The organism is Aggregatimonas sangjinii, assembly GCF_005943945.1.
GTDB lineage: Bacteria > Bacteroidota > Bacteroidia > Flavobacteriales > Flavobacteriaceae > Pelagihabitans > Pelagihabitans sangjinii.
Genome location: NZ_CP040710.1, coordinates 3,729,414 through 3,743,355, shown reverse-complemented (window position 1 = coordinate 3,743,355; position 13,942 = coordinate 3,729,414). Strand labels below are relative to the sequence as shown.

Here is a 13,942-nt window from a genome sequence, read left to right as displayed (position 1 = left end):
TATCATGCATTAGTTCACTTTTTTGAAGATTGCGGCGGTATTACAACCGCCAAAACCGGATGCGGTTTTTAAAAAAGTTTTCAAGGTGGTCGGGGTTGTTTTTTGAATAATGTTCAAAGGTTCCGAAACACCGAGTTCCTGAAAGCCTAAATTCGAAAAAAGTATGTTTTGGTGTAAGGAATGCATGCCAATGATGGTCTCTAAAAGTCCGGATGCGCCCAGCGTATGCCCGAAATATCCCTTTAAACTGTTGAGTGGGGTGTCTTGTAGGCCAGACCTATTGAAGGCAATGGCCTCCATCTCATCATTGAATAGCGTAGCGGTGCCATGGCCGGACACATAATCGATGGCGTCTGGGGTAAGATCAGCTTGGGCCAGGGCGGCTTGTATGCTTCGGTGCAATCCTTCTCCGGTTCTCGAAGGGCCGGAGATGTGGTTCGCATCGTTGCGGGATGCTTCCCCTAGTATTTCAACGGCCTCCTCGCTCAATCGTTGTACATCTTTTGTTACGAAAGCGCTAGCCGCAACCTCGCCGATGTTGATGCCGGTCCTGGTTTTGCAGTATGGGCGACAAATCTCATCGCTCAAGGCTTGAAAAGCATTAAAGCCAGATAGTATGAATTGTGTAACTAAATCACCTCCCACGACAAAAACATGGTCGTACTTACCCTGTTCAACAAATCGTTTGGCTATGGCTATGGCCAACACTCCGGAGACGCAGGCATTCGAGAGCACCAAAGCATCGTTTTGAAAACCGAAAAAATAGGTTAGTTTTTTTCCCAGAACTGAAAGGTAGGCGCGTTCTTTGGAGAACGAGTTGCCGCTTTCCAAGGTGTCGATATTCCCTTTGGTGGTAGAAATGATCAAGCCTACCCTTTCATTCAATTCGATATCGGATGCTTTGATGGTTTTGGAAAGTGAAATTGCCATCAACTGTTCCAGCTGGGTCATCTTTTCTGACGGTCCTAATTGTGCGAATGCTTTTTCAATAATATCATCTTCCAATCTCGAGGTATAAAACGGATTGGGAAGAATATTTTTGTCATCGGTCAATTTTAAGCTGGAGACCCCTTGTTTGATTTGCGAAATAGCCGAAGCGGAATCCAATCCGTAAGCGGAAACAATAGTGTTGTATGAGAGATAGACCTTATCCATCCAGTAGACCTACTTTTTTCTTCCATGCGATAAAAAAATCGGGAATAACCAAGGAAAGTTCCCCACCTAGCGCTACGAATACTTGAACGGTCCTGCCTTTGCAGACTACTTGGCCTTGTGGATTCAGGATTTCGTAGGTGAAAATCATCTTTGCCGCCTCACAATCTACATAGGTCGTTTTTACGGTAGCGACATCGCCATAGGTCAGCGGAAGTTTGTGCTCACATTTCGACTCGACGATAGGGGTCGAAAAATTGCTGTCTTTTTGGTCGAGATAGGAAATGCCGTGATGGCGCCCGAAGGCCTCGCGCCCATCCTCAAAATATTGAATATAGTTGCCATGCCAAACGATTCCCAGCGGGTCGACCTCTGCAAAACGAACACGCACTTCGCTGGTAAAACTAATTTCTTTCGGTGTATTAGACGGCATTTTTTCGTTTGTTATAAATGATGGCGATTGCCGTTACGACAATAAAAAAGAACAAGAGTAAACTGATTTCAGGAACGATTTCGACGAGCCCTACATCGCGCAAAAATACATCATAAAAGGCATTTAACCCCCAATTCATAGGTGATAACTGCGATAGGTGCTGCATGAATTTCGGCATGGCGAAAACGGGGACCCATACGCCACCAATTGCCGCCAAGATCACTACGAATGTTGCCGCGAAGGGTGCCGATTGCTCTTGTGTTTTGGCGATAGTGCCTAATAGTAAGCCAAGCCCGACGGCCGCCAAACCGGCAAAGAAAGCCACTGTAACTAATAACGGTAACCTACCTGATATTTCTAATCGCGGTAATCCCAGCATAGGAAAGAGATACACTCCGACCAAGAGCATCAATACGAATTGTACTAGGGCTACGCCAAGATAAACGATGGTTTTGCCGCCCAAAACGGTCGCATAGGATACCGGATTGGTACGCAGCCGTACGAAGGTTCCCTGATTTTTTTCGTTTACCATATTGATGCCCAGGGGCAAGATGATAAAAAAGATAGCGAAAAGCGTCCATGCCGGAATATTGTGTTGGGTTGAATTGGGGGTAATCGGTTTTGCTTCGTTGCTTGGGTCGATTTCGGTAAAGGTGATGAATTGGTCGGTCTCGAAGATAACTTCCGACTCATCATCCGTCAGTTGTTCCTGGAAGGCCTTGTAGATCGTTTGGCTTTCTATTTTCGAAATCATTTGGTTGATGGTACTGCGCACCGAGCTTTTAAAGGCTTGTTGTGTAGCGGGATCAAAATAGAGGGTTACCTGTTTGGGCTCCAATTTTGATTTGACCATGGGGATGTTCTCCTCTTCCATACCGAATTTTGCCAGAATACCTTCCACATTTTCCTCGATTTTAAGATTGAGGTCACGGGACAGGTTTTCTGGAATAACGATGGCCATTTTATATTCGCCAGTGCGGACCAACCGCTGTACCTCGGTCTCATTTTGATTTTCGACTAGCTCGAACAATTCCGATGCCCTAAGGCTTTCAGAAATGTTTTGGGCCACCGCTCCTTTGTCATTATCGACGAGTAACATCGGAATTTTGACAGCCTGAATGGATTTAAAGGTGTTGTCTTGAATTACCGTAATGGTAATGACTAGGAGCAAGGGCATAAGAAACAACACAGCCAAGCCCCCGATATCGCGGGTGAGGAGTAAAAACTCTTTGTATGTCGAGGCCCATAATTTATGCATGATCGCGAAGTGCTTTTCCGGTTAGGGCCAAGAAGACATCTTCTAAATGGAGCGCGTCTTTTTGTGCTTTGATCAATTCGGCAGGTTTGCCTTTACAGATAATGGTTCCTTTGTCGATGATGGCGACCCTGTCGCACAATTGTTCGGCTTCGTTGAGGTGATGCGAGGTATAAATAATGGTAGTCTCGTTGGTATTGACCTTTTTAAGGTGTTCGAGGATGACATTCCGGGATTGCACATCTACACCTACAGTGGGCTCATCCAGAAACAATATTTTAGGGCGGTGCAGCATACTGGCGATGAGATTGACACGCCTTTTCATTCCTCCCGAAAAGGTCTTAATTTTTTTGTGGGCGAAATCGGTAAGGCCGAGCAGCTCTAGTTGGGCATAAATGGCCTCGGACAGTGCGGTACCGCCCAACCCATACATGCTTCCAAAGTACTTGAGATTTTCGTAGGCGGTCAAAGTGGGGTAGAGCGCATATTCCTGGGGTACGATTCCGATCCGTTGTTTAAGCTCGGTGGTATTGGTTTTGTAATCCAATCCATCAATGGTAAAACTACCCGAGGTAGGTTTCAGTAATGAACTGAGCATCGAAATCAAGGTAGTTTTTCCGGCTCCGTTCGGACCCAGAAGCCCAAAGATTTCACCTTTATCGACCTTTAAGCCCAAATCGACGACCGAATAGCGGTCGGCACCCTTGTATTTTTTGGAAAGTCGGTCGATTTGAATCATTCAATCTTATATAGCTTTTTTCAATTTTCGGAAAAAATCCCGCTCTCTATTCCCGATGCTGTCCAATTGATCGGCGACTTTGTTGTACGCATCGGTTTGGGCACTTCGGTTACGGTAAATGCGAGAGGCTTCTAACGCGAAATCGCGCCACAAATCCCCGATTTCAGTCATTTCTTTTGATAATTCAGAGAGCGTATCGTTTTGTAGAACATCGCTTGCCTCTTGCAGAAAAGCTGCGTATATATAACGAAAGCCCCCACCACCGGTGCCGATTTCCTCTTGCATACGTACAATTTGACCCAAGTAATGATTGGCGCGTTTCGTTCCTTTTTTGATAGGCCATTTTCGAATGAGCTTGGCCACTGTTTTAATGCCTTTATATCCTACGATGGGTACTGGCGCCAGCATTTCGCGACAGGTATGTTTGATGCCCTTTTTGATGGCATGTTCCAAATTCAGCTTTTCGGGAAACGATATCGGATAATACATATGTCCTTTTGGGGCAAAGGCTCCCTTGGCATAGCGCACTTTCTCGAGCTGTTGGGCCGTAAGGGTGGTCACTTTTTCCATGGTAGGGTCGCTGATCAAATAGGTATCGTCTTCTTTACCGTAAACAACCAAATTATGGGCATTAAAATGAAAACGGTACTCGTCCGGGAAATAGACCAAATGATATACCCCTACTTGAAGTCCAACTGGATTGTTCTTCCTTAAATTTTCGTCTAATCGTTCCTGTGCTTTTTTAGGGTCTTTGAATTTTTCCCTTTTGATAACGATACCCACTCTTTTGGCGAAGCGCTTGAATATGAAACCGGCCATGGCCCTATAGGTAATAAGCGGTGCACTGTCCAATTTTACGAAGGGGATATAGCAGAATAAAAGACCGGAACCGATACCGAACACCATAGGCTCGCTTACTTCATAACCGTTAAAACGCATTAGATTTGATGCCACTCCGTTTTCGCAGTGCGCAGACTGTTTGTGTTCAAAAGCTATCTTCATGAATCCGTATCAAAATGTTTTAACTGCTTGAGGTCTATTTCGAACACTTCGGCATATTTTGTCAAAGTCTTATCGCTTAATTTTTTAAAAATGGAGGGCTTGAAATGTCTTTTAACGCGCCATTGCCACATACCCATATAACTGGAAAGCACGGGAACATCCATACGGCAGTATTCCATAAAATATTCGATTGGGCTTGTCTTGTTTTCATGTACCCTTGTCTTGGCATCTGCAATGCGCTCTTCAATGCGGGCCAAAGCATTGTTCAGGGCAATGGTTTTGGCCTCCCATCCGGAGCTAAGTGCAGTAGTATAGTTGCCGTCTTTATCTACGGCATAATTCAATTCCTTGCCGTGCTCCTCTTTTAAAAAGCCGTCATCCTGTGGTACTTCATCTTTTTTCATATCCGATAAGAAAGATTAAATCGCCTGGATCAAAAAATTAAAGGTACAAGCTACGATTAATTCGCCGTTTCTAAAAGTGGTCGATTCTACTGTGCAAAGGCTGAAATTTTCGTCGTCGAATCTTGAAAGTAGCTTGCCTTTGGTCATAATTCGCTCATTGACTACCGGCAAATCGGTGATCTCTATTTTTTTAATTGCACTTATAAAACCAATGGCCTGCCCTACAATTTCGTTGCTTTCGTTACGATGTGCATAGCTTTGTGCCACAATTGCACCACAACTCTGTGCGGCATTTTCTATGAGTCCGGCTTCAGTGAGTTTTCCATTTTGGAGAAAAATGCATTGGGGGCTGATGTCGAAGTTGGTCTCGCAAGAAGCAGTATCTAAATAGGGCATATGGCTTACCATAAGCATAGGCGCCCGATGGGGGAGAAGTTTTTTGATATCGATATTTCGCCGAATCACGTTCATCGGTTGGCCAAAGCGGTTTTCATTTCACTTTGAGCAAGAAGTGTTCCGTTGCTTTCTATCTTGACGGCGACCATGGTAACCCCCATGATGTCGTGCAAGATCTCTACGGTAGTCTGTAGTTCTTCACCTATTTTGGGCAGTTGAAGAACTTCTGCTTTTTTAATCGCCCCGATGTAACCGACAGGGGCGGGTTGCTTGGCGAGATAGTATTTATAACCGGTATGCAAAGCAACGGTCTGGGCCATGTTTTCGATAAGACCGGGCGCTAGGAATATTTGATCGAGAACGAAAAGATTATCCGAAGGAACGGTAAAACCGGAGATGATTTTGGTGTCGGAGTAGTACAGTAGCTTATCGACCATTACGAATGGTGCTTTCTGCGGAATCAGATTTTCGAGCAAGCTGCGATCTGTTATTTTTTGCTCTAAAAGATTCATTTAATGTACCGTTAGGTAGGTGTGAATGTAAGAAAACCGACTGCTCTCGGGAACGAACAATAATATGCGGTCTCCTTTTTTCAGGGTTCCCGAATTCATAAGTTCCTCTAGCATGATGTAGATGGAGGCAGCTCCTATATTCCCTACCTTATCCAGGTTCAAAAACCATTTTTCAAAAGGCATCTCGATACCGTTTTTCTTCATTTCGTCATAAAAACCTTGCTTGAAAAAATAAGATGAAATATGCGGAAGAAAATAATCGATATCATCCGGGCCTATATTGTGTTTCGTATAAGCTCTTTTTAGGCTGTCGGCGGCTTTTACCAAGATATGCGCCCCGAGTAATTTTACATCTTGCTTTATGGAAAAGACCGATTTCTGTGACCATTCCTCTGTACTGTAATCCGCCCAAGGCTTTAGGCTTCCGTCTTCGAACTTCTCGCCGCCGGCGTACATACAAGTTTCCATTTCATGGGCATAGGAAAACCCTTCCATCCACTCTATTTTGAGGGAGATATCTTTATTTGGCTTATTTTCAAGAAGTACAGCGCCGGCGCCATCGGAAAGCATCCAACGCAAAAAATCTTTATCAAATGCGATAATGGGATTGTTTTCAAGCTCTTCTAAATGAACCATTTCGTTGGTGAACATACTCGCTTTGGTGAGCGATGAGGAACGCTCAGATCCGGTACAAATGGCTTTCGAAACCTGTCCTGCCTTGATGGCCATAAAACCATATTTTAAGGCGCTCATTCCAGAACAACATACCCCTGCGGCCGTATTCACCTCCATCGTACCGTTCTTTAAAAGGCCGTGTACCATAGAAGCTTGGGCCGGTAACAGGTGGTCGGGCGTTGAAGTGCCGCAAGAAAGCAACTCAACTTCCTCAAGCATTTCGTCATTGCCAAGGGCGCGAATGGCTTCTGCGGTCAGTTCGGCATTGTTATGGGTACTGCCCCCATTTTCGTCAATGGCGTAATATCTCGTTTTAATCTTATTGCTGCGTAAGATAATACTTCTTGCTCTGGAGGGTTTGCCACCGATCATACCCAAACGTTCCTCCATATGATCATTATCAATGGGGTCGTTAGGCAGAAATTTAGCTATTTTGGTAATGTAAACGTCTTTCATTTTGGTGCTCCTGATTCTTTGATCCACATCATGACCGCTACTTGCGCAGGGCTACCGAAGAATAATATTTCTTATCCTTTTGGTGTTTACCGTACAGCGGGATATAAGTCAGCAAAAATACAATAAAAACGACAGGGGCGATAATCCAGATGGCAAATTGTAGGTATCGTTTAAAATACCGAAGCCACCTTTTTCTGCTTTCCTCCCCTGCCTCACTTTTCTTCGTTACAAGGGCCGCCCATTTCGAGAAAATGACATTTCCTCTTTTATCGGTCATCGCAAGTGCAATCTTGACATTTACCGCACCGAGTGCCACTAATTTTTGCTGAAGATTTTCTAAGTTGTTCTCTAAGAGTGCTTCTTTTATAGGGGGGCCGAATTTTACGGCCTGCGCAATATCTTTGTCGGATACCCCGGGTTTTGGCAGAAATCCCCACATATGGTCTTTTTTGCCCGTCATCATCCAATATTCGATGGTTAGAACACTGATATTGTTGATGTTTCTGTCGGTCAGAACAATGTTGCCTACCAATTTGGCGTTGCACTCCAGCAGCAGTCGCTTTAACTTTTCTTGGGCTTGGTACCACATATTCCTCGCCCCGATGACCGTGATCACAGGAGTGTCTTGTAATATTTTTATGGCTGCATCCGATTTTAAAAAGGAATTTACGGGGATAGACGGTGACAGGTACCAAACTTGATGCCCTAAGATGACCAAATCGTACTTTTTGTTCATTGTTTCAGGTTCCGGCTCGTTGATCTCGTGCGGAACCTGAAGAAAAGAATCTGGAAACGCACCCATAAAATCCTCGTCTTTCCATGGAAATTCAAAAGGTTTTTTGGGAAGAATCCTGTGATATGTAATGGTTATTCTTTCGTCTTTGAGGGTAGAAACGATATTGGTGATGATATCCGCCAGCTGTCCTGTCTGTGAGTAGTAAACGACTAAAACTTCTTTCATCTGATTTTTTTATCGTCCCAAAAATCGAAATAATTAAACCATTGCAGAGGGTATTTCTTTAAAATCCATTCTAAACTTTCTGTGTAACCTTTCAAGAGGCCTGCGGCATCACCTCGTTTGACCTCTATACTTCGGGCATACAGATGATAGTGTTTTTTTGGTTCTTTCATCACGTATACGAAAAGCACGGGTACCTTAAGTCTTGAGGCCAGCAAATAAGGTCCTAACGGAAATTTTGCAGTGGAGCCCAATAGCTCTTGCTCTAAAAATTTGGTGCCTTCGATATAGCGGTCACCTGTAAAAACCACTAGTTCACCGTTGCTTAAGGCTTGGTGTATTTCAAAGATATGGGACATGTCGTCCTTTATCAAAATAAATTTGACGTTCGATTTGGAGGTAACGCTCTCCATATATTCCTTGATTGCCTGATGCTCCTGGTCCCAAGTGACCATACTGATCTTGTCGACCATGTCAAAACCCTCGTCGTCAAAGAAAAACTCCGATACTTCAAAATTCCCCACATGGGCGCTTAGTAGAATACCACCTTTTTTTTCTTTGAGTAGGTTTTCGATGTTTTGGACCCCGTCAAATTCGTACGTGAAACGGTCCCTAAATCCGGCTGAGATAGTAGCTTTATCAACCAGCGTTTGCCCAAAGTTATAGTAACTGGCGTAAATATTGAAAAAGGCTTTGATATTTGAATACCCTTGTCTTTTTCTAAGATAATAGTAAATAGCCCTTGAACTTTTTATAGAGAAAAGGCAGAAGTAAAGTACAACAAAGTGAAGTATGAAATAAGAGGCACTGAGGCCTAAGTACTTTATAAAAAAGATGTAGATCTTATAGCCTAAAACGGTGCCTCGCGATTTCCCCTCCCATTCCGTTGCCATTCATCTGTACTTGGGTTAACCCAGCTTTCGCTCTATGAGGTCGTAAAAATCCTGTAGGGTTACTATATTGGCAAAATCGTCGCCCACTAGTTTCACCCCGAAGTTGCTTTCAACGGCGACGACAAGGTCAACAAAATCCAGACTGTCGAGACCTACAGAGTCCTTTAGGCTGGCTCCTGGCACCAACTCCTCTGCTTCGACCTCGAATTCGTCGATGAGAAATTCGTCAATTTTTTCAATAATAACTTCCTTGGTCATTACCATTATGCTAGCAATTTTTAATGATCAATGCGGAATTGGTGCCACCAAAACCGAATGAATTAGACAAAAATACGTCAATTTTTTTATTTATCGTTTCCCTTGCGATGTTCAGCTGTGCCGATACCTCGTCAGGATTCTCAAGGTTAATGTTCGGTGCAATAAACGAATGTTGCATCATGAGCATCGAATAAATAACCTCACTTGCGCCTGCCATCCAACATTCATGGCCGGTCATCGATTTGGTCGAGCTTACATAGGGATTACTTTCGCCGAAAACCTCCAAAATGGCGGCGGCCTCATTGGCATCGCCCACGGGGGTCGAAGTGGCATGTGCATTTACGTAATCTACTTCATTGGCCAACATACTGGCTTGTTCCAAGGCCCTTGTCATCGCCCTTGACGGGCCTTCAACATTAGGCGTCGAGATATGATCGCCGTTAGAGGAGAAGCCGTACCCTACTATTTCTCCCAGAATGGGCGCGCCACGTTTTATGGCGGACTCGTAACTTTCGAGTACCAATGAAGCGCCTCCACCGCTGGGAATGAGTCCGTCACGATCTTTGTCGAAGGGCCTTGAGGCTTTTTCGGGATGATCTAGATGCATGGCAAATACGCCCAACCCATCAAAACTGCCCATGGCCAAATGGTTTATTTCTTGTGCACCCCCGGCAATGATGCAATCCTGCATTCCACTTTTGATGAGATTGTAAGCCGTACCAATGGAGTGAGAACCACTTGCACAGGCGGCACTTATCGTGAAGTTGATGCCCCTGAGCTTAAAGATGGTAGAAAGGTTCATCGTTACCGTAGAATTCATGGCTTTGAAAATAGCGCCTGAACCTACCAGTGTAGTGTCTTTTTTTGCGCGCATGACATCTATCGATTCGATTACGGAACGTGCCGTACTATCGTTCCCATAGATGATGCCCACTTCATTTTGATCAAGGAAATCTTGGTCGATTTTGGCATTTTGCAAAGCCTCCATCGTCGCCATATAGGCATATTGGGCCTCCTCGCCCATACTAATTCGTTGTCTTCTGGTAAGAAACGGTTTGAGGTCCGGTTCCTCTACCGCCCCGGTAAGGGGTGAACGGTAGCCAAAATCGGCACGGGCCTGGTCGTACACAATACCCGACTTGCCCTCATAAAGGGAGGTCTTGACTTCGCTTAAATTCTTGCCAATGCAAGAATAAATGCCCATTCCTGTGATTACAACTCTTTTCATTGCCCTTGGGGGTGGACCTACGAGTAAATACCACCATTAATGTTTATTATTTCACCCGTAATATAGGATGATTTTTTGGATGCGAGAAAGGAAACCAAATGTGCTACTTCAGCAGCCTCGCCAAAACGGTTTGCCGGCACCATCTTCTTCAACTCCCCTTCGTCAAGTTCGCTGGTCATATCGGTTTTTATGAATCCCGGCGCAACGGCATTTACAGTAACGTTTCTTTTGGCAACTTCTTGTGCAAGGGCCTTAGTCGCCCCGATAACCGCCCCTTTTGCCGCCGAATAATTGGTCTGCCCGGGCGTACCTTTTAGGCCCGAGACCGATACCATATTAATAATACGTCCGTATTTGTTGACCAATAGTTTTTGAATCAAGGCGTTGGTCACATTGTAGAACCCGTTGAGGCTGGTGTCGATAACCTTAGACCAATCTTCTTGGGTCATCCACATGAACAAGCCGTCTTTGGTTACTCCCGCATTGTTGATGACGACTTCTATAACGCCATTCTCATTGTTCTCGTGCCAAGCCTCTAAAACCGATTTGACACCTTCTGCATCAACCACGTCAAATTGCATCAGTTCGCCCTTACCACCTGCATGTTCAACGGCCTTCAAAGTTTCCTTGGCTGCTTCTTTATTGCTATTGTAATTGATGAGCAACGAATAGTCCAAGTCTTTGGCGAGTTGTTCGCATATAGCACGGCCGATTCCCCTAGAACCTCCAGTTACCAAAGCGTATTTCTTCTTTTCTTTCTTTTCCATAAATCCTTACCGCTCGAGCTATTTCGCTCTTATAATTTTACAAAGGGTTCCGCTTCCTCGTACCAGGTATTCCCCAACAATTCGCCTTTTTCGTTTAAAAATCCCCAACCTTCTTTTGATTTTATCCGTGCAAGGCCATCAATAAAACCTTTTTCCTCGCCACCGCTCTTCAGGAATCCAAATTTAACGGAAATATCATACTCTGCAGGAATGACCAATTTCCCGGTCTTATCGATGAAACCCCAACGTTTTTCTTTTATCGGGGCCAAGCCATTGGCGGCGAACGTTTCAGCATCCCTGAATTGGTAGTCGATGACCACTTCTCCTTCTTCATTAATATAGCCCCATTTCTTATCGTTATAAACGGGTGCGAGGCCATTGGAAAAAGCTCGTACTTTATCGAACTGTGGCGCAATGACCCATTCTCCTTTTGAGTTCACAAAACCGACTAGATCCTCTTTTCGGGCATAGGTGAGCCCGGAATTTTCGTTAAAGTTCCATACTTTATCGGCACCGGCTATCACGTTGAAGTTACCATTGGCGTAAATACCGTACTCACCATTTTTACTGACATATACGCCGTTCGGGCTATAGGTATTGCCTACTTCTTCGAATTCAATAGGAATTACGACTTTGCCCGTGGCATCGATCATTCCCCATAGCTCTCCCTTGTTCGCTTTGGCATGACCATTTCTGAATTTTTTGATACCATCATACTCTGGCTCCAAGACCACATTTCCATCGGTTCCAAGTAGGCCGATTTTATCTCCCTTTCGGTAGAGTGCTACTCCATCTTCAAAATCATAGGTTTTTTCCAAAGTCGGCGTTTTAATTGCCTCCCCTTTGGTATTGATGTAAATCCACTGGTCATCAGCATTCACCAAGGCAACCCCCGAATCGAAATATTTGACCTTATCGAACTTAGGTGCTATGGCCCACTCTCCGGAAGCGTTGATGAAACCCCATTTGTCATCTTTTTCGGCAGCGGCAAGGCCATCGGAGAACGACTTTGAATTTTCATATTCAAGTGGAATGACCGTCTCGCCCGACTTATTGATGTAGCCGTATTTATCGTTCTGTTTTACTAAAGCCAGTTCTTGCGAAGTCGCTGCAAAAACCGTTAAAATCGCCACTAAAGTAGCTATGCATCTTGTTTTCATGATTTTTTATTTTGATGGTTGATAATATAATCCTTCACTTGATTTACAAAGGGATACATCACCATATCCTCTTTGAAAGGGGGAACTATATTTCGAACGGCGTCGTACATCATTCTTGTCTTTGAGGAGACCTGGTCCTGCACACCTAAATATTCAATGGCCTGCACAACGGTAATCATTTCGATCGCGATGACCTCGAACGCATTTTCAATGACCCTCTTGGTAATCAATGCGGCATTCGTACCCATGCTTACGATATCCTGATTGTCATTATTATTGGGGATACTGTGCACGTACATAGGGTTAGACAACATTTGATTTTCCGCAGTTGTCGAGGTCGCTGTAAACTGCACGCCCTGCATACCGAAATTAAGGCCCAAAGTACCCAAATTCACAAACGGGGGGAGAATGTCGTTCAATTTTGAGTTCATGAGGTAGTTCAACTGTCTTTCGGCCAACATACTCATTTTCGTCACTACGATTTTCAGTTTGTCCATCTCCAAGGAGACATAGTCCCCGTGAAAATTACCTCCGTGATATACATTTTGCTTGGCCACATCAACAATCGGATTGTCGTTGGCCGAATTCACTTCCTCGATCATGATACGTTCTACTTCATCCAAGGTATCCAGAACCGGCCCCAGTATCTGTGGTACGCAACGCAACGAATAGTACTCCTGTACTTTTTCCTCGAAAACTTCGATTTCATCGGTGGCCACGTAGAGGTGATGTTCCCGTTTTCTGGTCAAATTGCTATCGGCCAAATGGCTTCGCATAGAACGTGCTATTTCTCGCTGGCCCAAATGCTTTTTGGTATAATTGAGATCTTCGCTCAAATGGTCGTCGTATGCCTGAACGATTTCATTGATGGCCGAGGAACAGCAAATCATCCACTCCAGCAATCTTCGGGCGTAGATGGTGTTCACCACGCCAATACCGGTCATGACGGAGGTACCGTTAATGAGTCCCAAGCCTTCCCGCAGTTTTATCTCGATAGGGGAGATGCCAAGTTTTTTAAAAACATCGGCAGTGTTTTGTCTTTTCCCTTCATAAAAAACCTCCCCCTCGCCAATAAGTACCAATGCCAAATGTGCCAATTGCACCAAATCGCCACTGGCACCCACACCGCCATGTTCATAAATCAGGGGTATGATATTTTGATTGATCAAGGTCGTCATGACCTCAATGACTGTAGTATTCACCCCCGAATTTCCTAAACTAAGGGTATTGAGCCTAGCGAGCATTGCCGCTTTCACATATTTAGGGCTAATCGGGTTTCCGGTTCCGGAGGCATGGCTGCGAATAAGATTGTACTGCAACTGTATGGTCTCGGAGTCCTTTATTTTATACTGAGCCATGGGACCGAAACCCGTATTGACCCCGTAAATAATCTTATTCCTTGAAAATTCTTTTAGAAAATCAAAACTCTTTTGAACGGTTTGTAGCAATTCGGCATCAACAGATATGGGCTCTTCGTTAAAGATAACATCATAAAACTCCTGTATTCCTAATTGTCCTTTAATTTTTGGCATGTATGGTGTGTTCAGTCGGCTGTAAAAAAAGTCCCTAAAGACTAAAATAGTGATTTTGGATTGCAAATTTATAATAATTGGCGAATCAATTGCTTAAATTTGGTATGTATCGACTCAAATGA

16 protein-coding genes are annotated in these 13,942 nt (G+C 44.3%); all 16 read right to left on the bottom strand.

Annotated elements, in window-relative coordinates; translation table 11 throughout:
* Positions 1-9 precede the first annotated feature (9 nt).
* Genes FGM00_RS15675 through FGM00_RS15600 form a run of 16 tightly spaced genes read right to left on the bottom strand, consistent with a single transcriptional unit; the run spans position 10 to position 13,820 of the window.
* Complete coding sequence (locus FGM00_RS15675; RefSeq protein ID WP_138853813.1) at positions 10-1,155, bottom strand: beta-ketoacyl-[acyl-carrier-protein] synthase family protein; 1,146 nt, start codon at positions 1,153-1,155, stop codon at positions 10-12.
* Positions 1,148-1,585 carry an acyl-CoA thioesterase gene (locus tag FGM00_RS15670; protein ID WP_138853812.1) on the bottom strand — a complete coding sequence of 146 codons (438 nt, stop codon included), beginning with the start codon at positions 1,583-1,585 and terminating at the stop codon, positions 1,148-1,150. Before FGM00_RS15670 ends, FGM00_RS15675 begins: the two co-directional genes overlap by 8 nt.
* Positions 1,575-2,843 (bottom strand): ABC transporter permease, encoded by a 1,269-nt coding sequence (locus tag FGM00_RS15665; RefSeq protein WP_138853811.1) that lies wholly within the window; start codon positions 2,841-2,843, stop codon positions 1,575-1,577. Before FGM00_RS15665 ends, FGM00_RS15670 begins: the two co-directional genes overlap by 11 nt.
* Positions 2,836-3,579, bottom strand: a complete 744-nt coding sequence (locus FGM00_RS15660; RefSeq protein WP_138853810.1) for an ABC transporter ATP-binding protein — start codon at positions 3,577-3,579, stop codon at positions 2,836-2,838. Before FGM00_RS15660 ends, FGM00_RS15665 begins: the two co-directional genes overlap by 8 nt.
* A 6-nt stretch (positions 3,580-3,585) precedes the next feature.
* Positions 3,586-4,581, bottom strand: coding sequence for a BtrH-related acyltransferase DarH (locus tag FGM00_RS15655; RefSeq protein WP_138853809.1), 996 nt, complete (start codon positions 4,579-4,581; stop codon positions 3,586-3,588).
* The gene (locus tag FGM00_RS15650) at positions 4,578-4,985 is read right to left on the bottom strand and encodes a flexirubin biosynthesis protein DarG (RefSeq protein ID WP_138853808.1); all 408 of its coding nucleotides are present in this window, start codon (positions 4,983-4,985) and stop codon (positions 4,578-4,580) included. Before FGM00_RS15650 ends, FGM00_RS15655 begins: the two co-directional genes overlap by 4 nt.
* A 15-nt stretch (positions 4,986-5,000) precedes the next feature.
* The gene (locus FGM00_RS15645) at positions 5,001-5,456 is read right to left on the bottom strand and encodes an ABC transporter permease (protein ID WP_175416247.1); all 456 of its coding nucleotides are present in this window, start codon (positions 5,454-5,456) and stop codon (positions 5,001-5,003) included.
* Positions 5,453-5,893 (bottom strand): hypothetical protein, encoded by a 441-nt coding sequence (locus tag FGM00_RS15640; RefSeq protein ID WP_138853806.1) that lies wholly within the window; start codon positions 5,891-5,893, stop codon positions 5,453-5,455. Before FGM00_RS15640 ends, FGM00_RS15645 begins: the two co-directional genes overlap by 4 nt.
* Positions 5,894-7,024 carry a dialkylresorcinol biosynthesis protein DarB gene (locus FGM00_RS15635; protein WP_138853805.1) on the bottom strand — a complete coding sequence of 377 codons (1,131 nt, stop codon included), beginning with the start codon at positions 7,022-7,024 and terminating at the stop codon, positions 5,894-5,896.
* A gap of 37 nt (positions 7,025-7,061) precedes the next feature.
* A complete protein-coding gene (locus FGM00_RS15630; protein ID WP_138853804.1) occupies positions 7,062-7,985 on the bottom strand; it encodes an NADPH-dependent FMN reductase family protein in 924 nt (307 codons plus the stop codon).
* Complete coding sequence (locus FGM00_RS15625; RefSeq protein ID WP_138853803.1) at positions 7,982-8,875, bottom strand: LpxL/LpxP family acyltransferase; 894 nt, start codon at positions 8,873-8,875, stop codon at positions 7,982-7,984. The genes FGM00_RS15630 and FGM00_RS15625 overlap by 4 nt, the downstream gene beginning before the upstream one ends.
* A 15-nt stretch (positions 8,876-8,890) precedes the next feature.
* Positions 8,891-9,133: an acyl carrier protein gene (locus tag FGM00_RS15620; RefSeq protein ID WP_138853802.1), complete on the bottom strand. Its 243-nt coding sequence runs from the start codon at positions 9,131-9,133 to the stop codon at positions 8,891-8,893.
* A 10-nt stretch (positions 9,134-9,143) separates the two neighbouring features.
* Positions 9,144-10,361 (bottom strand): beta-ketoacyl-[acyl-carrier-protein] synthase family protein, encoded by a 1,218-nt coding sequence (locus FGM00_RS15615; RefSeq protein ID WP_138853801.1) that lies wholly within the window; start codon positions 10,359-10,361, stop codon positions 9,144-9,146.
* 17 nt (positions 10,362-10,378) lie between these two features.
* Positions 10,379-11,128 carry a flexirubin biosynthesis SDR family reductase FlxB gene (fabG, locus tag FGM00_RS15610; protein WP_138853800.1) on the bottom strand — a complete coding sequence of 250 codons (750 nt, stop codon included), beginning with the start codon at positions 11,126-11,128 and terminating at the stop codon, positions 10,379-10,381.
* 29 nt (positions 11,129-11,157) lie between these two features.
* The gene (locus FGM00_RS15605; RefSeq protein ID WP_138853799.1) at positions 11,158-12,288 is read right to left on the bottom strand and encodes a WG repeat-containing protein; all 1,131 of its coding nucleotides are present in this window, start codon (positions 12,286-12,288) and stop codon (positions 11,158-11,160) included.
* A complete protein-coding gene (locus FGM00_RS15600; RefSeq protein WP_138853798.1) occupies positions 12,285-13,820 on the bottom strand; it encodes a flexirubin biosynthesis tyrosine ammonia-lyase FlxA in 1,536 nt (511 codons plus the stop codon). The genes FGM00_RS15605 and FGM00_RS15600 overlap by 4 nt, the downstream gene beginning before the upstream one ends.
* Positions 13,821-13,942: the final 122 nt, after the last annotated feature.